The sequence below is a fragment of the Paenibacillus tengchongensis genome, from assembly GCF_008973665.1.
In the GTDB taxonomy this organism is placed as follows: domain Bacteria; phylum Bacillota; class Bacilli; order Paenibacillales; family Paenibacillaceae; genus Paenibacillus_AQ; species Paenibacillus_AQ tengchongensis.
In genome coordinates this window covers 13,704-33,980 of sequence record NZ_WACP01000016.1, presented here as the reverse complement: position 1 = coordinate 33,980, position 20,277 = coordinate 13,704, and the positions used below count along the sequence as shown (strand labels likewise).

Here is a 20,277-nt window from a genome sequence, read left to right as displayed (position 1 = left end):
TACATGAAATGATAGACAGGTTAAAAATGCAGGTGGTATAATGAACCTATTTTACATAGTGCTGCTAATTATAAAGGAGAGAACATGTTGAAGAGATTATTTTCCCTGCTGGCGGTCAGCGTACTCGCGCTTATCCTTGCCGTTCCGGTCTTGGCGGCAGAGAAGCCGATTGCGGTTTCCATTAATGGCAGCAATGTCGCTTTTCCTGCGGGTACCCCCTATTTAAGCAATAATTCTGTGCTGGTTCCCTTCCGCGCCGTGTTCGAGAAGCTCGGACTGAACGTTCTGTGGGACGCGAAGAGCGGCACCGTCACCGGTAAAGGCAACGATCTGACCATCACCCTCAAGGTAGGCAGTACCCGGGCCACGGTCGACAGCATCGTCAAGAAACTGACCGTAGCCCCCGTCACCAAAGCAGGTACGACCTACGTTCCGCTGCGGTTCATCGCCGAGGCTACCGGAGGCACCGCCGTCTGGAATGCCTCCACCCGAAGCGTGGTCATCGAGACTCCCGTATCCAAAGCCTCCGACGAGGCGGCAATTACGGGTGTAATCCGGTTAGCGAATCAATATTATAACGATAAGAAGGCAAGCGCCTTTTACGGGCTGATTGATTTGGCAGAGGGCAAAGCAGAGGCCATTGCCGACCTGGAGGATACCTTTTCGGCTTATGACCTCAAGGTGTCCATCGATCATCTGAAAGTGTTGAGTATTGACGGAGACGAAGCAAGCGTCTATACCGAGGAGACTTCCGTCCGCACCGGCGGCTATTATTTGCCGGATCAGAAATATACCTATTTATATACCTTAACGCGTGCCAACGGAAGCTGGAGAATTTATGATATGGAGCTGCAGGATTCTTCCGTCCTGTTGACCCGTGAGCAAGGCATGGCTGCCGCTCCAGTGGCGCAGGGCGATGAAGCCGTCATCAAGGATCTGGTGACGAAATATTACCAGAGCATGAATACGGAGAACGCGGACGGCGTACTGGCGCTGCAGACCTCTTACGGGGAGTACGAAGCGGATTACAAAGCGGATTTGCAGGAATTTTTTAACGAATACAATTTCAGCTACGCCCTGAACAATTCCAACATTTATTACTATACTTCCGATGAAGCTGCCGTATATACAGAGGTTACCCTCAAGGATACCGAATCGGGAGAAAGCTATGAACAGACCCTCATCTTTATCATGTACAAAGAGAACGGTATCTGGAAAATCGACGATTATTATAATGCCGGAGCGGAAAATTAGTCCCTGGCCCAAATCCATCATAAAGGACGTATGCAACCATGAAATCCGTTAAATTGATCAGCGCAGTGCTCAGCGGCGCTCTGGCGATGTCCCTCGCCTTCGCTCCTGCGGCGCTGGCCGAAGAAAGCGCTGAGGCCACTTCGTCCAAGACCAAACTGATCAACGAAGTGCTCGAATACCTGGAGTATTATAATATTGAGGGAATGGATCAGGACACCCTGATCCGCGGTGCCATTGACGGTATGGTCAACACGCTCGACGACCCCTACAGCATGTACTTCAGCAGCGAAGAAGCCGCAGAGTTCGAGCACCAGGTGGACCTTGAATATGTCGGCATCGGCATAGTGCTCATTTCTACTCCAAGCGAACTGTATATTGAAGAGGTTATGCCCGGCTCTCCTGCGGAGCAGTCCGGACTGAAACGCGGAGATTCCATTCTGAAGATAAACGGAGTTCCTCTTGCTGAGCTGGAGGGCGACGAACTGAGCGGCACCTCCGGCACGAAAGTTACACTCCTTGTGCAGCGCGGGGGCACGACCAAGAGCTTCAGCGTCACACGGGGGGAGATCGCAACCGACTCCGTGACCAGCAAGCTGCTCGGAAAGAACATCGCTTATATTTCCATCAGCGGATTCACTGAAGATGCTGATGAAGACTTTACCGCCGAACTGGCCAAAATGCGTGCAGCCGGCATGAAATCACTTGTGCTGGACCTGCGGGACAATACCGGCGGCTACATGGATACCGCCAAGAATATCGCCTCCCAGTTCATCGACAACGGCGTCATGCTTTATTTCTCCGATGCAGGCGGGCAACTGGTGCCGGAAATGATTACCGGCGGCACGAAGATCGGCGTGCCTGTCGTTATCCTGACCAACGAATATACGGCCAGCGCTTCCGAAGCGTTGACCGGAGCGCTGCGCGACAACAAGCTCGCTACCATTGTCGGCACCCGTACTTATGGCAAGGGACGGATTCAAAGCCTGCTGCCGATGAGCAACGGTGATATGCTTAAGCTGACAACCATGAAATATTTCACTCCTAGCAAAGAGGATTTCAACCATATCGGGCTGGCCCCGGACATTGAGGTTCAAGGCAAAACCGCACAGCTGGTAACGGCACTGCAGATCGCAGGATTAAGCGGTATTACGCTTTCAGGAGATCAGCATATTCTCGATGTCAACGGAACTCCGTTTGCCGGGAATGTCGGCTTGCTGAAGCAGAACAACAAGATCTACGCTTCGGCCCGCGTGCTTGCCGCATTAACTGAAAGCGACCTGGCATGGGATGCCAAGAACAAGAAGGTGGTGCTGACAACAGGTGCCGGTAAGGCCTTCGGCTTCACCTTAGCCTCAAAGGATGCCGTATCGGTAAACGGTGAAACCCTGATTGAGCTGGGAGCCTTCAAGAAGAAGTTCCCGGCACTTACCTGGAGCTACAATGCCGCCCAGAACACCCTGAAATTATCCGTTCAATAATCTATCGCGTTTAAAATTAGAAGCTGTCCATTCAGCCTGAACAGGCTGAATGGACAGCTTCTTTGACGTTCTTATCTTCAATTTTGCGGCGGGTTCGGTTGCGTGTTCGGCTGGTTTTGCTGGTTCTGCTGGTTTTGCTGGTTTTGCGCAGACCGGTTGCCGCCTTTTTTAGGGTGGCCGTCGCGGTTCCGGTGATTCCGCCCGTGATGCTCGCGGGCAGGCCGGTCTTTGCCGCCATGCTCCTTGCCTCCGGCTTCTTTGGTTTTGCCGGCCGGCCGCTGCCGCTGTTCTCTGACCGGAGCGGCGGGTTCGCCGCTTTCCTGCTCTGACTCGGCCGCAGCGGAATTCTCCTTCTCCACCGGGTCCTTCAGCAGAATATCTCTTTCGCTGCTGTCCTTCGGCATCTCCTTCATCTTCTGCAATACAAAGTAGGCGCAGCCGAAATTACAATATTCATTAATATAATCCACCATGCCCGAAATGGCCGTATCACGGTTCACCTTAGGGTGATTGTCCCGGAAAAAGCCCTTCAACCGCAGCTGGCTGTAGCCCCAATCCCCGATAATATAGTCATACCGGTCAAGCACCTCGCTGTACCTGCCGCGGAATGCTTCAGGGTTCCAGCCGTCCTTGTGATCGACCACAAGTTCGTAGCCCTTTCCACCTATAACGATCAAGCGTATGTCGCCTGCCTTTCTTGATGATTTGCATAACGCAGTTGTATGCGCCCTCTGCTCTCTCTATAAAGGCGCGTGACCCTCCGGCGGATAGTCCCTCTGCGGGCGCAGATGCTTCAGCGAAGACTGCAGTAGTTATTGTCCTATCGTCAATATATCACAATCTGCGGCCCGCAGGTCACCCATCCCCTGTAAAATTCCATCTCATCCGGATATACTGCCTCATATTATAGCATGCGAACGGGCGGTTTTCCTGTTTTTGTGAGAATCGGCTAAACGCTGCGGATAAAAAGTCCTTTTTTGTTTCAATCTAAGGTAAAGCACTGTGCTTATAAAGTACACCCTGGACTTAGGAGGTCGTTCTCATGCTGGCCCTTGTAAAACATATTGCAAAATGGAGTGTTCTGCTCTGCTTGTCTGCAGCCGCACTGTTATGGGGGGCCGGTCATCCGGAACCGGCGGCTGCGTCGGCTGGCGGAAGCCATGCAGCCCCTGCTGCATCCGGCGGCGCCATGGCCGACAAGGAGCAGCTATATGCTGCACGCAAAGCGCTGTATGAGCAGATGAGCGCCGCCACGGGTATCCCCTGGTTCCGTTATGCCGCCATTGATCAGTATGAACGGACCATCGCCAAAAAGAAAACGGCGGCCGCCGACAGCGCGCCGTCCGGACGGCTCACCGCCATTGCTGTCCCTGCACCGGTATGGGCCGGGCCGCTGAACCCGGACCAGGAAGATAAGAACCCGAAATCCATCAGCTTCTTCAGCGGATTCGGGCGGGATGGCTCGGGAGACGGCTTAGCCGACCCCGAGAATGATATTGATGCCCTCTACAGTATGGCCGCCCATTTGCGCAAATACGGCGATGCTCCGAGCGATTTCAGCATCGGGGTGTGGGAATATTATCATAATGGCCGCGCTGCTCAACGGGTCGGCCAGTTCGCCAAGCTGTATGAGCATTTCGGGCGGCTGAATCTGACCGGCAGCGCCTTTCCGCTGCCGGTCGGAAACAGCTACGCCTACCGCAGTACCTGGGGCAGCGGCCGCAGCTGGGGCGGGGCCCGCATTCATGAAGGCACCGACCTGTTCGCGCCGCATGGTATGACGGTGCGCAGCACCTGCTTCGGCATCGTCGAGACCAAAGGCTGGAACCGCTATGGCGGCTGGCGGGTCGGCATCAGGGACATTGACAACCGGTACCATTACTACGCACATCTGTCGGGCTATGAAAAATCATTGTCACGGGGAGATATCGTCACTCCCGGACAGACGGTGGGCTGGGTGGGCAGCTCCGGCTACGGCAGTCCCGGTACCCAAGGCAAATTCCCGCCGCACCTGCATTACGGCATTTACCGTGACCGGGGCATTACGGAATGGGCTTTTGACCCGTATCCGCTGCTGAAGCAATGGGAGAACCAGGAGCGGCGTTCGCTGCGGAAACACAAGCGGTAATGATACCTTCTTACCGGAGCATCAGGCAACCGAAAGGTTCGACCTCTACTAACATGCGTCCAGAGTTGCGGAGCGTCACGCCGCTCAGCAGATCCGTCACGGCATTCGTGTCGCTGCGGAAGCTGTCCACCGCGATCTGGTATGTGTTCGGCGAGTTGTTGATCACCAGCCCGACCCGCTCTTGTTCACTACGCCGCACATAACCGATGACACCACGCGCTTCATCCGTGAACCAGGGGCGGAAGGAGCCGGTGCGCAGCACTGCATGCTCTTTGCGGAGCGCGATCAGCCGGCGGTACCATTCGTAAAGCCCGGCCTGCTGCTCCTCCTCCCGCCACAGCATCGGCTTGCGGCAATGCGGATCGGTTGCCCCCTCCATACCGACTTCATCTCCGTAATAGATCATCGGCATGCCGATGTAGGTCATTTGAAAGAATACGGCCAGCATCATCCGGCGGATACCGGTCTGCTCATGGTCCCAGCCTCTTCCGCCCTCCTTGCAGGCGGTCAAGAAGCGCAGCGTATCATGGCTCCCCAGCAGCTGGAACATCGCTGAATTAGCCTGGTCATTGCACAGCGCCTCCGTATGGAGAAGCTGCTCCATGAAGCGTGCGGGCCCGACCGACTGCTCGGCGAAAAATTCCAGGATCGCATCGCGCAGCACGTAATTCATCCCGCCGTCGAACTGGTCTCCCCGCAGCCATGGCCCCGAGGCGTGCATCACCTCACCGATGATGAGCAGCTCCGGAAATTCCGCTTTAAGTTCACTGCGGAAACGGCGCCAGAACAGCGGGTCCACCTCATTGGCAACATCCAGTCTCCATCCGTCAATGCCGGTCTCACGCACCCAATATTTGGCCACCTCAATCATATAGTCGGCTACTTCCGGGTGATTCATATTCAGCTTAGGCATATGATATTCGGCCTTGGCAAAAGTCTCATAGCTCGGTACCGGCTGCTGCACCACCGGGAACGAGTGGATATGGAACCAGTCCCTATACCGGGAATTCTCACCTTGCCCGAGCACATCACGGAACGCAAAGAAAGTATCTCCCGAGTGGTTAAACACCGCGTCCAGCATCACCCGGATGCCCTGAAGATGGGCCTGCAAGACCAGTTCCCGCAGATCCTCGGTGCTCCCGAAGGCCGGGTCAATTGTATAATAATCTGTAGTGTTGTACTTATGCTCCGAGGGCGATTCGAAAATAGGCGTCATATAAACCACGTTTACGCCCAATGCATGCAGATAAGGAAGCTTTGCGGTGATTCCCTTTAAAGTACCGTTGTTGAAGCTGCTGGGGTAAATCTGATAGACAATGGCATCTCCGCTCCAGGAGGGCAGCTCCAGCGCCTTGGGCCGGTGCATATACGCATATTGAAAAGACCCCGCCCACTCCCGGTTCTCGGACATGCCTCTCTCCCCATACCACTGGTATTCGCCCGCTGTGTTCTTCAAATAGAAAAGATACCGGCACTTCCCCGTCTCTGTCCGGATAATGGCTTCATGGATTTCATAGGCGCCGGCGGAGCCGACAACCTCCATGGTCTGCGGAACCTCGCGGCCGGGCGGGTCATAGCGGTCCGAATGCAGCACGGTACAGGACAGTCCGCAGCCATTCTGTACAAACAAGCGCAGCTTAAGACAGCCGGGTCCGGCCGGGTAAGCAAAAGGATCCTCCGAAGTGTGATAAACGAACCAATGTGTTGGCATAGTTACATTCTCCTATCTGCGGTGGAACAAGTTTCCACACTTAATATATACGGCGCTCCGCCATCTCCAGTAATCTACAGATCTCAAACATCTCCAGAGAAACCGGTTTCCCTTTGTTGAAAGTACCATTCCTGTGCAGTTATTGTCAATGAAAAGGCATATCCGGACATGCCAAAAAGACCCGCAAAGGCTCTTCCATAGAGCCGATTCAGGTGCTGGCTGTGCGGAATCCCCCCAAATGTAACTGGAAAATAGTCCGATTTTCGCACACTAATGTTGTCCGTATTTAATGATTTCAGTCCTTTCATTCGATTATCGGCACTTAATTTGGACAGTATTGGTTTATAGATGTGTATTTAGATGGCGATTGTCCAATTTAACGACGGTCAGCGGATGGGCAAGCCTCCTTCATGTCCTCGTCAGAGGCTTGCCGTCTAGTACAGGACATCCGGATACGCTTTGCGGGGAACCTCCCACCTTAAGCCGGGCTTTCCCACCAGGCCAGACTGACGGCGGAAGTAATGGTCAGACCGATGGCGGAGCTTGAAGAGGTGACATTGGCGGAGAGCGCACTGCCGGGAGGAAGCACAATGCTTCCGGAAAAAGTTTGCGAGAACGTTCCCGGAGCCAGCTGGTAGGAATAAAGCACCGTTCCCCCGCTGATTGCCGCAGTCGAAGATTGAGTCGTAGCACTGCTGGCGGCAGAGCTCCCAAGATTGTTGTTCACCGGTGTCAGCACAGCGGGAGAAGTTAAAGTGCCGCCGCGCACGATGCTGAAGGTGCCCGACATATTGGACAGCAGTGACGAGCCTCCAATGCTGCCGCTGATCCGTGAGATATAAAGCGTCCTGCCGCTGCCTGCCGGGTTGGCGATGCGTATGGAAGAAATCGCCGAGATTAGGGCAAGCACCACTGTTGCCGAAGCGGAGGCATTCGTTGAATACAGCACCGTATTCTGCGCAGCATTCATTTCGGGAGGCGCTGAAATATCCGGCGTCAGATAAGAATTAGTCATTTCCACATATACCGGCTGGTCCTCGCCGTTAAAAACGGTATTATTGGGCATTCGTTCGCCCTCCCTTCCATCAGGCTTCCCACCAGTTGATGCTTCCCGTCGCCGCTGAGCTGCCGGAGGCAATCGTCATGGTAAGTGTAACCGAACTGCCGGGCGGAACAATAATCCGGCCGTTCAAATCGACAATCGTCGGGCCTGGGGCCAGCAGCAGCGCGATCAATGTCGCAGGACTGCCGGTAGGTGCCGCCGTAGCCGTACGGACCGTCATGACACTGGCGGTTGCACTGCCGAAATTAAAATTAACAGGTGCAGTCGTTGCGCCTGTGACTGTCGCGTTTCTTAAAAGGGATAGCGTCACCGCCGAGGCCGCAGAGCTCCCGGTGACTCTGGAGACGTATGCCGTCCGGCCGCTGCCCGCCGGGTTAGACAACTGAATGACAAGCGGTGCGGCAGTAGTCACTGTAGAAGCAAACGGCGCGGAGAACAGCAAGCCGGCTAACGCGGCATCCGCTTCCGGAGAGTTATCGATGGCGGGTGAGATGTAAGTATTGACCTGCTCCGTATAGAGCGGCCCGCTGCTCTGATTAAAAATTGCCTCATTGGGCATGGCTTCATCCTCCATTTCTCTCAGCATATTCTTATCGTATGCGCCGCCGGTTGACAGGTTGTTCGGTAATCCGCATATTTTTGCCGGCTGCGCCCGGTCATTCTCTTAATATCCTCATATATTGGTATCACACCATTCGCGAATGGTTCCAAAACGTACAGGCTTTCCGCTTGTTTTTGTGCATGAAGACCCAGACGAGGTATCCTGGGTCTTTTTATGAGCAAGTCTACTGATGACAAATCTATATAAGTTGAACAAAAGAAAGGGTGAATCAGCTTGCCGAATTTCAGTTCATTCCAAACCAACCCGGATAATCTGCGTGCGCTTATTTTCGGGCGGGATCCTTCAACCTCTACCGATCTGCCCTTACTGACCGATCCCAGCGGCAATTTAACCACAGTTATCCTGGGGGGCACCATCACCAGCGTACTTGGCACCACGATCACCGCCGGTACGTTGTCCTCGGTCGGCTCGGTCGACACACTGCTGGATGGCACTATTACCAGCGTGCTCGGCGCAACCATTACCGCCGGTACGTTGTCCTCGGTCGGCTCGGTCGGCACACTGCTGGGTGGCACGATCACCAGCGTACTCGGGGCAACTATTACCGCCGGTACGTTGTCCTCGGTCGGCTCGGTCGGCACACTGCTGGGTGGCACGATCACCAGCGTACTTGGAGCTACGATTACCGCCGGTACCTTGTCCGCTGTGGGTACACTGTTAGGCGGAACCATTACTAGCGTATTAGGCGCTACGATCACTGCCGGTACGTTGTCCTCGGTCGGCTCGGTCGGCACACTGCTGGATGGCACGATCACCAGCGTACTCGGGGCCACCATTACCGCCGGTACCTTGTCCGCTGTAGGCACATTGTTAGGCGGCACGATCACCAGCGTGCTTGGAGCTACGATTACCGCCGGTACCCTGTCCTCGGTCGGCTCGGTCGGCACACTGCTGGATGGCACCATTACCAGCGTGCTCGGCGCAACCATCACTGCCGGTACGCTATCTGCTGTAGGTACATTGTTAGGCGGCACGATCACCAGCGTGCTCGGCGCAACCATCACTGCCGGTACGCTATCCGCTGTAGGTGCATTGTTAGGCGGCACGATCACCAGCGTGCTTGGAGCTACGATTACCGCCGGTACCCTGTCCTCGGTCGGCTCGGTCGGCACGTTGCTGGATGGCACGATCACCAGCGTACTCGGGGCCACCATTACCGCCGGTACGCTGGACAGCGTAACGTTTATTTCGCAGCGCAGCTTCGTGGAGGAGAGCTTTATCGGCATTCCTACCGCTGACGCGTATACTCCGCTTCCGGCACAAACGACCAGTGTCCTCGGCACCTATTCCTACTTCGTCGTGAACACCGGGGCGAATCCGGTCAATACGCGGGTGGAGATCAGCGCGGATGGAACGAACTACTTTATCGACACAACCGGAGATAACCCTTTGCCTGCCGGTTCTGTCGACGTCATTGTTCCGGCCCGGTTCCTGAAATACACCCGTCTCTCCTACCAGTCGGCCACACCGGGTGCCGCCTCTGCAATCAATGTCATTTTCGATGCGCAGGGAACGTAACGTCAGCTTTTTTCATAAATTAAAGAATCATACCTTGGGCAAAAGAGTGCATGGCCCCCATGTGCTCTTTGCCTGCGTACACAGGGTGCGGTTTCCCGCGCCGTCCCGCTTCAACCGCATTTTATCCGGCAGAACCGCCTAGGAGGAAGGAGCGTGCTTATGCCTACACTCGGAGTACATCTGATCGTCAAAAATGAAGCGGACCTCCTGCGCCAATGTCTTGACAGCCTGGCCGGCGCAGACGAAATCATCGTCGTGGATACCGGCTCCACGGATAACACCGTAGAGGTGGCCCGGTCCTATGGCACCCATGTGCTGCACTTTGAATGGAACGATAATTTCTCGGAGGCGCGCAATGCAGGACTGGCCCGTGCCGCCACCGATTGGATACTGGTCCTGGATGCCGATGAACAGTTACAGACAAGGGTTGCGGATATCCGGGCAATCCTCCGGAGTACGGAGTCAACCGCTTTTACCGTCCTCATTGACAATTGGGTAGGCACGAGGGCAGAAGATCGCGTAACCCACAGAAGCGTGCGGCTATTCCGCAACGGATTGGGCTACCGCTACCAAGGGATCATCCACGAAGGAGCCGACGCTTCCATCATTGAACGCACAGGACTGCACTCCATCGCGGACAGCGCTGTCCAGATTGTTCATTTCGGCTATCTCCCCGGACTTATGGCCGCCAAAAATAAAAGCGGACGCAACGAAGAGCTGCTGCGCCGCGCCCTGGCCAAAGATCCCGGCAATGCATTTTACAGCTACAACCTGGCCGTGGTCTGCTGCCGGGCCGGACGCACCGACGAAGCGGAAAAGCTGCTGCGCCGCGCACTCGTCCAGGCTCCCGCACAAGCCTCCTTCCGTCCCTCCATGGTCCGCGATCTTTGCAAAATATACCTGTCCGCAGGCAAGCTGAGGGAAATCGACGGCCTGCTAGTACGCGAGCTGGAACGTTACCCGGACTATCCCGATCTGCAGCTGCTTCAGGGACAATCCCGGGAGCAGCAGGGACAGCTGGAAATGGCCTTTCAGCATTATCAGCAGGCGGAAGCTCTCTCGGTTGGGAATGTGCCGCAGGGCAAATACGTCAGCGAGGCCGGCAGTGCGACTTATCGTCCGCTTGGCCGAATGGGCGGCATTGCCGCCCGGATGGGCAAGTGGGAGGAGGCCGCGAGACTGTATTACCGGGCGCTTCAGCAGCACCCCCTTTACCTGGAGGCATTGTGCGGAATTTCCGAAGCTTTTCAGCGCCTGGATGTGCCGGAGGCGGACATTGCGGCGCTGCTGCAGACGCTGGTTCCGCCGGAGCAGTCTGCCGGAAGAGCAGCTATTGTTAGCGCCTTGTACGATACCGGGGCTTATGATGCCATCACGCGGCTGGAGCAAAATCTTTATCCGCTGGAGCCGGAGACCGCTCCGCTGTTCATCTCGGCGCTGCTCGCCGCCGGTAAGCCGCAGGAAGCGGACGAGACGCTGGAGAGAAGCATGAACACGCTGTTCACTGACAGGGACAAGGCAGAGCTGCCGCGCAGTCTTTGGCTGCTGCAGCTCCTGTGCCGCTGGGAGCTGGCGGGGGCAGTTGTACTGCAAGAGGCCCCGGACCGCTCTGCATGGCTGCGTGCCGGAGCAGAGCGTCTGGAACAGCACCTTGGGCAACAGGCGGCGAATACCGCCCCCTCAGCAGGCCACTGCTCCGAAATCGCCTCCGAGCTGATCCGCTTATCCGTCAAGCTGCACCTTTACCCGCTCGCTTCCGCTTTGGCTGAAGCCTATCCCGCCTGCCTGCAGGAACTGGCCGGGGCGCTTTATCTGGAAGGCCGGCGGGCCGGGGCCGGGGAGCTGTTCATCCGGCTGGCCGAGGCCGGGCGTTTACAGGGCGGCAGCGCTTTTTATCTGGGAGAAATGCTTTTTGACAAGGGTCATTATACGCAGGCTGCGGATTGCTTCCGGCAAGCGGCGGAGACGGAGCCGGGCGTTGAGGCGGCACGGATCGGCTTGTCGCTGTGTTTGCTCCATCAGGCCAAACAAGAACTGGAGCAGGCGCTTCAGCCCGAACATGAGCATCCGGCCCATTCACCGCTGCGCGAAGACCTCGCGGGGATCGGCAATGCGATTGCCCAGTTGAACCGCGTGCCCTGGCATACTGAGTGGAGCTGCCATCAGCTCCGGGGAGGAAGCAAGCCATGAAGAAGCTGCCGCGCAAGCCGCTGATTTCCCTGTGCATGATTGTTAAAAATGAAGCAGAAACGCTCGCCGGATGCTTAAACAGCGTTCGCGGCGTGGCTGACGAGATCATCGTGGTCGATACCGGCTCCACCGATGCCACACCGCAGATTGCCCGGGAATACGGCGCAAGGCTTGTGAAGTTCCCCTGGAACGGCGACTTCGCCGCCGCCCGCAATGCCGGGCTGGAACGGGCCCGGGGAGCCTGGATTCTGGTGCTCGATGCCGATGAGGAGCTGGAGGCAGACAGCCGGGAGGAGCTGCTGATCTGTGCGCAGCATACGGAGTATGAAGCTTTTTTCCTGCGGATTCATAATCACCGGGGACTGAGCCGTCTCTCGCCAACCATTACGGTCAATCCGATCCTGCGGATGTTCCGCAACCGGCCGGAGTACCGCTTTACCGGCATTATCCATGAGCAGATCGCCAGTGTCATTGTCGGGACCAGACCTGAGGCGGCGATGCATCTGACCTCGGCCGTGATTCATCACTACGGATATGCCGACGGCGTTGTGGCCCGGAAGGACAAAATCAGCCGCAATCTCCGGCTGCTTGAGGAGCAGTTGAAGCAGGAACCGGGCGACGGGTTCCATCATTACAATATGGCCGTCGAATATATGCGCCTGGGCGAGTATGATCCGGCCCTGCACCATATTGCGGAATCGCTGAAGCTGTCGGAGGCCGGTACCAGCTATGTTCACCTCTTATATAAATATAAGGTCCGGTGTCACCTGGCGCTGGGCGGACTTCCTTCCGCACTCTCCGTCTGCAGGGAGGGACTCACCCTGTTCCCGGATTATACCGATCTGCACCATCTGCTGGGCGTACTGCTGATGCAGGGCGGAGCATTCGCTGCAGCAGGAAGGTCGCTCCGCGAAGCGCTGCGCATCGGCGCGTCCCCCCCGGCTTACCATACGGAAGCCGGGTATGGCAGCTATCTTACGCTGGCCGCACTCGGGCAGCTGTCCCAGGAGACCGGTGAAATCAGCGACGCCGTGGCCTGCTATATACAGGCGGCGCGGCTGCACCCCGAGCCCTGGCCGCTGCTCGCCCGGCTCGTGCGGACGCTGAAATGCGCAGGCCGGGAACATGAAATCCCCGGCTGGCTGGCCCGGCATCTGCCGGAGATGTGGGCGGCAGAGCGCCCGCGCATCCTAGAACTGCTGCTGCGGGACGGCTGCTTTGCAGCAGCGGCCTCTGTCTGTCGTGCGGAGCTCGACGGCGGAGATGGCAGCGTAAGCAGCGGAAATATAGATACTGCTGACGGCGGAGAAGATCAGCGCGGTACGGCAGGGGCAGACAACAGCTGCACAGACAGCAGCGGCAAGCCTGACGCAGTAATTGTGCGGCTGGCCAGCCTGCTGCAAGACTGCCTGGATAAAGCTGAGCCGCTGACCCGGGAAGACATCCTTGCACTGCTGGATGGGGCGGCACCGGACCGGCCGCCGGACCGGCCGTCCATCCGGCAAAGCCGGGCCTGGCTGCTGCTGGCCGACCGCGCGCTTGCCGGGGTGCCCGCCGCTTCCGCCTACGCTGCGGCGGCGGCCAGAGCCCGGCTGATCCTGCCGCTGCCGGGCTCCGGGGAGTAAGGCACGGATGGCCGACCGCGTCCCCGACCTCTCGCTGTGCATGATCGTCAAGAACGAGGCACGCCACCTGGAGCGGTGTCTGTCCTCCGTGCAGGGACTGGTGGCCGAGATCATTGTAGCCGACACCGGCTCCCGCGACGACAGCCGGGACATCGCCCGAAGCTATGGAGCGCAGGTAATAAACATCCCCTGGGAGGAGGATTTCGCCAAGGCGCGAAACCGCAGCCTCCGGGCGGCTACCCGCTCCTGGATTCTGGTGCTCGATGCCGATGAAGCCGCCGGGGACTGGGAGCCGGAGGCGCTGCGCCTGCTGCTGGATTCCCGGCAGGCCGATGGTTATTTCCTGCCCTTCATCCACTATGTGGGCGGTCAGGCCGAGGGGCAATATGTCACCGACAATATCTGCCGGCTGTTCCGCAACGATGAACGGATCCGCTTCACCGGCAGCATTCATGAGGAGGCCGCCAGCAGCATATGGGCGCTGCCGGGCGGCCATATCGCTTTTGCCCAGCTGCCGGTCCACCATTACGGCTACCTGGAGCGTGAACTGCAGCAGAAAGATAAAGCGAACCGCAATCTGCAGCTGATCCATGCGGCGCTGGCAGCCGATCCGCACAGCGGTATGCTCCGTTATGCCCTGGGTGCGGAATACTACCAGCTCGGGCAATACAGCGGGGCGGCTGATCAGCTTCTGCCGCTGCTGCCCGGCCTTTCGCCGGACTCGGGCTATGCCGCCGACCTCTATTTGAAGACCGCTTACGCCCTGCAGGCTTGCGGCCGCCGCGAAGAAGCAGGGACAGTATATCAGAGTGGCCTGTCACTGTTCCCTGACTTCACGGATCTGCTGGAGAGCAGAGCGATTATGCTGCTGGAGGAGGGCAGCTTGCAGGAGCCCTACAAGCTGCTGCTGCAGGCGCTCGCCAGCGGAAATACCGCGCACAAATACCCGTCATCCGCCGGAAGCGGCGAAGAACGCACCCGGCTGCTGGCGGGCCAGGTATGCGAGCGGCTGTTTCTGTTCCCGGAGGCGCTGGAGCATTACGGGCAGGCGGTCCGCTATAAGCCGGAGCATCCCGCCGCCTGGGAGGCGCTATTAGCGCTCAGCCTGCTGGCGGGAGAGCAGGAGCGGCTCACCGAGCTGACCCGGTCCTGCCGCGCCAGACTGCCGGCCGCGCTGCTCGGCCGGCTCGTGCCCGCTGCGCTGAACGCCCGCGCCTTCGGCTGGCTCGCAGCGCTTGCAGCGGCGCCGCAGCTGCCTGCGGCCGTGCGCCGCATCCTGGTCCTCCTGCCGGAGCTCGCCGGGCAGGAGGACCAGGCCCGCCGGGCAGCCGCCAAGCTGGAGCGGCTGCGGGAAGAGCGCCCGGGGCAGCCGGACATCTCCGGCTACCTGTGGGCCTGGGCCTGCCGCGCCGGGGACCGCGCGGCTGAAGCGCAGCGGCTCGCGGAGCTGGCCGCGCTCCGTCCGGGCCTCGCCGCAGTCGGCCGCCTCCTGCGGGCAGGCCCGGAAGCGGCCGGCGCTCCGCCGCCGGCCGACCTGGCCTATGCCGCGCAGCTGCTGCTGCAGGTCGCGGCCTGGGAGGCGCTGCTCGCCTTGGCCGAGCGCGCACCGCAGCTGCGCTGGAGCGGGCTGCCCCAGCCGCTCTGGTGCGGCCTGCTCGCCGCGCCGCCCGGCGTGCGGCAGAGGTGGTGCAGGCTGACAGCCAGGCATGCCGGCGGGAAGTCTGCAGGGGCAGCACCCAAGCCTTCACCGGATCGGGGCGCACAGCTCCATGACCTGCTCCGCATGGATGCAAGCGCCCGCGCTCCGGGACATTTGTTCGACGATGCCGCGGCCAGCTCTCCTATCCTGTCACTAACGGAAGCAAGCCAGACTCCTTCCGGCCCGGCTGGCCCCTGTGCGGCGGCAGAGCCCCCGGGCCCAGCCGAATGGCTGCTGCAGGCCGCTGTGGCCGCTTCCTGCGGCCTGCCTGCCCCGCTGCCTGCGGCAACCGAACGCGCGCTGCACAGCTCCGGCAGCCGGGCGGCGCGGACCGGCCTGGCCTACCGCAAGCTGCAGCTCGCAGCAGCCGCCTGCCCGCAAGGCTTGCCGGCAGGCGGCATCCCCTGGCCGCTGCTGGCCAGGCACGCGCTTCTGGAAGAGAGGCAGCTTCAGGCGCGCAGCAATCCTAAATAGAAAACGGCAGTCCAGGACATGAAAGCTGTCCGGACTGCCGCTTTTTATAACAATGGCTTATTCTCCTCCGCCGACCCCGCTCCCCTCGCCTGCATTCCCGCCCTCCGGAACTGCGGGCGCATTGCCGCCGGAAGCCGGAGACTCGTGATTCTGCTCTCCGCCGCCGGGAGCAGTGCCGCCGTCCTCTTTGCCCGTACCTGCTCCGCCGTTCGGCGCCGTTTCCGTAACGGCAGGTGCAGGTGCAGGAATGGCGATGCCCGGGGCAGAGGCGCTGTTGTCGCCTACCGGCTGGCCCTGATTGTCGTAATAGTACATCGGCACATCTCCGACCACCATCAGATAAGAGACGGGAATCTCCGTGTCCACCACCTGCGGCTCCATATCAAAAGGGATAACGACCGCCACCTCGGTCACAATGTGGATATACACCTCGACCAGAATCATATTGATGCCGGCATTCTTCTGGCGGGTGTTCAGTTCCACCTTTACAGCGCCCTGCGGCTCTATCTTGATCGGCACATCGGGTCCGAAGGAAGCGATCAGCGGGCTGCCAAGCGCCTGGCCGAGGGGAATATGCTCCGTGCGGTTGTGGAGCTCCTGGAGCGTCGTCTGAATGACTTCAGCCGCTTGTGAAGTAATCCGCATATGCTCCTTATAGTTCAGCATGAAGCCTGATATCTTGCCGTCGTTGTCGCTTTTCCAGTCGATCAGCGCTTCCGCATTTCCCTCATCTGCAACCTGGGATGTAATCGCCTTGTTGATCGACTCCGTGGCAATCTGCTTGACCCGGATTTGCGCCAGATGAACGATCGGCGGCCGCAAATGCCGTTCCACATAGCGCAATCCCAGCATGAAGCTGAGTACGAGCAGCAGACCGGCAATCAGCCAGAATCTGCGGCGTCTGCGCGGCTTATGTACTCGCACGCCATAAATAGGCTGGGCTGCTTTTGCCTTCCCTGATCCCTGCCAGCCCGTTAACGTCCCGCTTCCCGGCTGCCCCGGTCCGGGGCGCTGTACCGCAGGACCGATTCCGGCAGCCTTGCGGCTCTGGCGTCCCGGCCGCGCTTTAAACGCCGGAGAGCGCCGCAGCGGACCCATCAGCGGCGTCCGTGCCGGCCTGGACCGGAATGCCGCGCTCCGCTTGGCCTGCGGGCCGCCGCTCCAGCTGATCTTCGGCAGCCGCAGACGGCCCAGGTCCGGCAGTATGGCCCTGCGGCTTCCCCATTTACGCATTCTCCCCATGAACCGTACTCCCTCCGATTCCCGCGGCCAAGCCGCCGCTTGCTTACTATAAGGTATTCGGAGGTGCTAAATAATACTACTGTTATCTCCGCGCAAAGCAAAGAGGCCCTATTCTATCAAGCCCTTGCAACCTATTCTCCATAAAGATAGAAATATGGTAGAATTTGTTGAATCTTCATTGTATAATTTTCTCATTATTGAGATAATTCCCACTTTCAGCTTAAATAGCTCTGTCATTGAAAATATTTTGACAAGGAGTCATCCAATGGCTAATTCAAAGCCGAGGCTATTTATCGGATCATCTACTGAATCAAAACCCTACGCTGTTGCCGTCATGCGTGAATTACAACGTTATGCTGAAATAAATCCTTGGTTTGCTAATGTTTTCAAAGTAAATAATGCTACTATGGATGACTTAGAAACACAGATAGACCATAATGATTTTGCTGTTTTTGTTTTTGGTCCTGATGATGTTGTAGATTTCCGGGGAAAAAGAGTGTTGGCTCCGCGGGACAATACGATCTTTGAGCTGGAATTATTTTGGGGTCATCTGAGAAGAGAACGTGTATTTTACATTGTTCCCATGGAATCAAGAAAATTATATCAAGATGCAGAAATTACCGAATTTCACATTCCTTCTGATCTTCATGGATTGACCTTCATTACATATGATACACGCCAGAAGAATATGGACGCAGCAGTTGTAACTGCATGTGATACGATCCGGCAAAAAATAGATGAACTCGGCCAATTTGTAAACCCGGCACATCAGTCATTAATCAGTTTTCTGACGCAATTTAGCAAGGATCTGCTCTCGGATCCTGGACGGAAGTTTGATTACTTATATGAAGCAATCCGGACCGCTTACGACACTAAAGCCTTTGCCAATGCTAAGGTTTCGGGAGCAGCCGTTTGGGCTGTAGAGGGGGCAGACGGGATAAGACAGGTCGCCGGAAATGTGGGGCGCGGTAGATTTTACAGCTTTACGGATTATAAATCGGGCAGTACTACTAAACCATTGGTAGTGGATGTTTACCTAACCGGAACAGAACAAGCCATGCTCTACAAGAAAACGGGCGTTGCGAGCGTTTTTTTACTGTGTTATCCTGTTGCTAAGGAGCTAGTCGTTACCATTCACCTTACCATTAATGGAGCTATGGCGGCTACACGCATTGAAAGCCTGATGAACGAGAATGTGGAGCTAATGAGTTCGATCAACTATATATTTGGAGGAGATGTAACATGAACAGTAAAAACATCCGAAAAGGTTACCAAAATGCTTCTGTTCAGGGAATCAATCTCTCAAACAAAATAGTGGTTGACAGGGTATTAGCCCCTACGTTAGGACCTGGGAATGACACTGACGGTATTGTCGTCCTGAAAAGGAAAGCCGAGTATAAACGTCCTGCAATGTTAGGTCGAACATAATTTACGGTATCTCAGAACGGGTCAGGACAACTCCTGATCCGTTTCTTTATGCAAAGACCTGCTTATAGGTTTTGCCCTTTGTACTCTCCCCCGCAAAAAAAGACGCTCCCCCCGGCAACCGCCGCAAGAAACGTCCCTCACTTCCTGATTATGATCAGAATTATTGCATCCGGCTGCGCTTGTCTTCCTGCAGATGTCCCCAATGGCGGCGGACAAATACGGCCAGCAGAACGGCGGCGAACACAGCGTACCAGCCCAGGAACCCGGCCCACTCCTCCCGGGGCACAATCAGCGTCGAGCCGATCGTTCCGAACAGCCAGATATAGGAGAGATTGCCGAGCACGGTGCCCCAGATGTTGGAGGACACCTTAATCGGGGAGACCGCAGCCATAAAGTTAATCACATTGCTGGGCACAATCGGCACAGTCCGCAGCAGCAGCAGCGTCCAGATCCCGTAACGGTCCAGATATTTCTGCCATTTGTCGTACCGCGTCAGCTTGGAGCGCATTTTCGTGTCGAACCAGTTGTACAGGTACCGCCGGAACAGAAAATAGACCAGGATCGCCCCGACATTGCAGGCCACCCAGCTGACCAGCATCCCGCCGATCACGCCGAACTCCGACACATGCAGCACGATCAGGATGGCGAGCGGAAACAGTCCGAACAGACTCTGAATCACGGTCAGCGGAAAGGTGGCAAGCACGATATAAGGCCCGCTCAGCCCCAGCGTCTGCAGCAGCCAGTCGATCCACCCGTTGATCGTTTCAGTCATGGGGAAACTCCTCTCTGATCCTCCTATCCCCATGGAAAAACACCCCTGACGGGGTGTTTTTAAACGGAGTCGGTTTTCTCTTTATCATATCATATCCGTGGACCCGGTGTAAAAAGAACCGGCTTGCCGTTTCCTGCCGCTAATCCTGCTCAGTAAACCGGTTATTCCGACGCAGTTTCTCCCGCAGCAATCCAGGCATCGACCTTAGCGGCATTGGCTTCTACCCAGCTCTTGGCCGCTTCCTCCGGCGATGCTCCGCCCTGAATCTCGACCATTACCTGGGCCATATCATCGGCTGTCCACTCGAAGTTATCGAGGAAAGCATAGACTTCCGGCATATCCTCCTGCAGTCCTTGACGGACCATGGTGTGGATCTGCTCGGCTCCGCCGTACGTGCCCTGCGGATCTTCAAGATATTTCAGATCCATATTGGCAAACATCCAGTGCGGCGTCCAGCCGGTCACAACGATCGGCTCATTGTTGTCATACGCCTTTTGCAGCTCCTGGGCCATTGCCGCGGAGGAGCTTTCCAGCAGGGTATAATTATCCAGCGCATAGTCGCTGATCGCCTGTTCGGTAGCCATCATGATGCCGGCACCAGGTTCAATCCCTACAATGGTGTTGTCCAGCGAAGCGGCTACATCGGCTTTCTTCAGGTCCTCAATGGAGGTAATGTCCATGTAGGCCGGAACCGCAAGCCCGGTCTTGGTGCCATCCAGGTTGGGACCCAGGTCCGTGACTTGATCGCCGTATTTCTCAATATAGGAAGCGTGGGTGCTCGGCAGCCATGCGGCTACCATCGCGTCGGCGCTGCCGTCAGCAATCCCGGCCCACATCGGGCCGGCATCAACCTGCAGCATCTCCACCTTCGCGTTCAGCTTCGTCTCCAGCACTTCCTTAACTACATTGGAGCTGGCGATCTCCGAATCCCAGGCCACATAGGCCAGCTTGACCGTATCCCCCTTGGCATCATTAGCGGACGAACATGCGGACAATACGCCCACACCCAGCGCCAGGGTCAGAATTCCGAGACTTCTCTTCATTTTAGTTGTTTTCATGGTTAGAAACACTCT

Annotated in this window: 17 protein-coding genes; 9 read left to right on the top strand and 8 right to left on the bottom strand. The window is 57.3% G+C overall.

Translation table 11 applies throughout. From position 1 onward, the window contains the following. Window positions 1-87: 87 nt before the first annotated feature. Window positions 88-1,254: a copper amine oxidase N-terminal domain-containing protein gene (locus F1381_RS22990; protein ID WP_187355532.1), complete on the top strand. Its 1,167-nt coding sequence runs from the start codon at window positions 88-90 to the stop codon at window positions 1,252-1,254. Between the two features lie 38 nt (window positions 1,255-1,292). Next, the gene (locus F1381_RS22985) at window positions 1,293-2,732 is read left to right on the top strand and encodes a S41 family peptidase (protein WP_151737178.1); all 1,440 of its coding nucleotides are present in this window, start codon (window positions 1,293-1,295) and stop codon (window positions 2,730-2,732) included. 77 nt (window positions 2,733-2,809) lie between these two features. Here the strand turns inward: F1381_RS22985 and F1381_RS22980 are convergent, their stop codons facing one another. Next, window positions 2,810-3,409, bottom strand: a complete 600-nt coding sequence (locus F1381_RS22980; protein WP_151737177.1) for a YutD family protein — start codon at window positions 3,407-3,409, stop codon at window positions 2,810-2,812. A 365-nt stretch (window positions 3,410-3,774) separates the two neighbouring features. Here F1381_RS22980 and F1381_RS22975 point away from each other — a divergent pair, with 365 nt between their 5' ends. Continuing rightward, entirely contained in the window at window positions 3,775-4,860 is a 1,086-nt protein-coding gene (locus F1381_RS22975; RefSeq protein WP_151737176.1) for a M23 family metallopeptidase, read from the top strand. Between the two features lie 10 nt (window positions 4,861-4,870). Here the strand turns inward: F1381_RS22975 and F1381_RS22970 are convergent, their stop codons facing one another. The 4 genes from F1381_RS22970 to F1381_RS22960 form a co-directional block, all read right to left on the bottom strand. Continuing rightward, on the bottom strand, window positions 4,871-6,571 hold the full coding sequence (locus tag F1381_RS22970; protein ID WP_151737175.1) for an alpha amylase N-terminal ig-like domain-containing protein: 1,701 nt from the start codon (window positions 6,569-6,571) through the stop codon (window positions 4,871-4,873). Window positions 6,572-6,654: 83 nt separating this feature from the next. Continuing rightward, window positions 6,655-6,879 carry a hypothetical protein gene (locus tag F1381_RS28455; protein WP_187355531.1) on the bottom strand — a complete coding sequence of 75 codons (225 nt, stop codon included), beginning with the start codon at window positions 6,877-6,879 and terminating at the stop codon, window positions 6,655-6,657. A gap of 170 nt (window positions 6,880-7,049) precedes the next feature. Continuing rightward, complete coding sequence (locus F1381_RS22965) at window positions 7,050-7,637, bottom strand: hypothetical protein (RefSeq protein WP_151737174.1); 588 nt, start codon at window positions 7,635-7,637, stop codon at window positions 7,050-7,052. Between the two features lie 19 nt (window positions 7,638-7,656). Next, entirely contained in the window at window positions 7,657-8,193 is a 537-nt protein-coding gene (locus F1381_RS22960) for a hypothetical protein (protein ID WP_151737173.1), read from the bottom strand. A gap of 276 nt (window positions 8,194-8,469) precedes the next feature. Here F1381_RS22960 and F1381_RS28980 point away from each other — a divergent pair, with 276 nt between their 5' ends. The 4 genes from F1381_RS28980 (at window position 8,470) to F1381_RS22940 (ending at window position 15,762) form a co-directional block, all read left to right on the top strand. Then, window positions 8,470-9,774, top strand: coding sequence for a DUF6385 domain-containing protein (locus F1381_RS28980; RefSeq protein WP_246188164.1), 1,305 nt, complete (start codon window positions 8,470-8,472; stop codon window positions 9,772-9,774). Between the two features lie 159 nt (window positions 9,775-9,933). After that, window positions 9,934-11,964, top strand: a complete 2,031-nt coding sequence (locus F1381_RS22950; RefSeq protein WP_281349950.1) for a glycosyltransferase — start codon at window positions 9,934-9,936, stop codon at window positions 11,962-11,964. Beyond that, window positions 11,961-13,589, top strand: a complete 1,629-nt coding sequence (locus F1381_RS22945; protein ID WP_151737171.1) for a tetratricopeptide repeat-containing glycosyltransferase family 2 protein — start codon at window positions 11,961-11,963, stop codon at window positions 13,587-13,589. Before F1381_RS22950 ends, F1381_RS22945 begins: the two co-directional genes overlap by 4 nt. A gap of 7 nt (window positions 13,590-13,596) precedes the next feature. Next, the gene (locus F1381_RS22940) at window positions 13,597-15,762 is read left to right on the top strand and encodes a glycosyltransferase family 2 protein (protein WP_151737170.1); all 2,166 of its coding nucleotides are present in this window, start codon (window positions 13,597-13,599) and stop codon (window positions 15,760-15,762) included. Between the two features lie 57 nt (window positions 15,763-15,819). Here F1381_RS22940 and yunB read toward each other — a convergent pair whose 3' ends face one another. Then, complete coding sequence (gene yunB / locus F1381_RS22935) at window positions 15,820-17,004, bottom strand: sporulation protein YunB (RefSeq protein ID WP_343043458.1); 1,185 nt, start codon at window positions 17,002-17,004, stop codon at window positions 15,820-15,822. A 265-nt stretch (window positions 17,005-17,269) separates the two neighbouring features. Between yunB and F1381_RS22930 the strand changes: the two genes are divergently transcribed. Continuing rightward, window positions 17,270-18,250 carry a TIR domain-containing protein gene (locus F1381_RS22930; protein WP_187355530.1) on the top strand — a complete coding sequence of 327 codons (981 nt, stop codon included), beginning with the start codon at window positions 17,270-17,272 and terminating at the stop codon, window positions 18,248-18,250. Then, entirely contained in the window at window positions 18,247-18,432 is a 186-nt protein-coding gene (locus F1381_RS22925) for a hypothetical protein (protein WP_151737168.1), read from the top strand. Before F1381_RS22930 ends, F1381_RS22925 begins: the two co-directional genes overlap by 4 nt. A gap of 160 nt (window positions 18,433-18,592) precedes the next feature. Here F1381_RS22925 and F1381_RS22920 read toward each other — a convergent pair whose 3' ends face one another. Beyond that, the gene (locus F1381_RS22920; protein WP_151737167.1) at window positions 18,593-19,204 is read right to left on the bottom strand and encodes a TVP38/TMEM64 family protein; all 612 of its coding nucleotides are present in this window, start codon (window positions 19,202-19,204) and stop codon (window positions 18,593-18,595) included. 161 nt (window positions 19,205-19,365) lie between these two features. After that, window positions 19,366-20,262 carry a glycine betaine ABC transporter substrate-binding protein gene (locus F1381_RS22915; protein ID WP_425495290.1) on the bottom strand — a complete coding sequence of 299 codons (897 nt, stop codon included), beginning with the start codon at window positions 20,260-20,262 and terminating at the stop codon, window positions 19,366-19,368. Window positions 20,263-20,277 lie beyond the last annotated feature (15 nt).

Coding starts and splice junctions, on each gene's coding strand:
- F1381_RS22920 (WP_151737167.1), bottom strand. CDS start 19,204: ATGACTGAAACGATCAACGGGTGGATCGACTGGCTGCTGCAGACGCTG.
- F1381_RS22915 (WP_425495290.1), bottom strand. CDS start 20,262: ATGAAAACAACTAAAATGAAGAGAAGTCTCGGAATTCTGACCCTGGCG.
- F1381_RS22965 (WP_151737174.1), bottom strand. CDS start 7,637: ATGCCCAATAATACCGTTTTTAACGGCGAGGACCAGCCGGTATATGTG.
- F1381_RS22940 (WP_151737170.1), top strand. CDS start 13,597: ATGGCCGACCGCGTCCCCGACCTCTCGCTGTGCATGATCGTCAAGAAC.
- F1381_RS22925 (WP_151737168.1), top strand. CDS start 18,247: ATGAACAGTAAAAACATCCGAAAAGGTTACCAAAATGCTTCTGTTCAG.
- F1381_RS22970 (WP_151737175.1), bottom strand. CDS start 6,571: ATGCCAACACATTGGTTCGTTTATCACACTTCGGAGGATCCTTTTGCT.
- F1381_RS22960 (WP_151737173.1), bottom strand. CDS start 8,193: ATGCCCAATGAGGCAATTTTTAATCAGAGCAGCGGGCCGCTCTATACG.
- F1381_RS22945 (WP_151737171.1), top strand. CDS start 11,961: ATGAAGAAGCTGCCGCGCAAGCCGCTGATTTCCCTGTGCATGATTGTT.
- F1381_RS22975 (WP_151737176.1), top strand. CDS start 3,775: ATGCTGGCCCTTGTAAAACATATTGCAAAATGGAGTGTTCTGCTCTGC.
- F1381_RS22950 (WP_281349950.1), top strand. CDS start 9,934: ATGCCTACACTCGGAGTACATCTGATCGTCAAAAATGAAGCGGACCTC.
- F1381_RS28455 (WP_187355531.1), bottom strand. CDS start 6,879: ATGAAAGGACTGAAATCATTAAATACGGACAACATTAGTGTGCGAAAA.
- yunB (WP_343043458.1), bottom strand. CDS start 17,004: ATGGGGAGAATGCGTAAATGGGGAAGCCGCAGGGCCATACTGCCGGAC.
- F1381_RS22985 (WP_151737178.1), top strand. CDS start 1,293: ATGAAATCCGTTAAATTGATCAGCGCAGTGCTCAGCGGCGCTCTGGCG.
- F1381_RS22930 (WP_187355530.1), top strand. CDS start 17,270: ATGGCTAATTCAAAGCCGAGGCTATTTATCGGATCATCTACTGAATCA.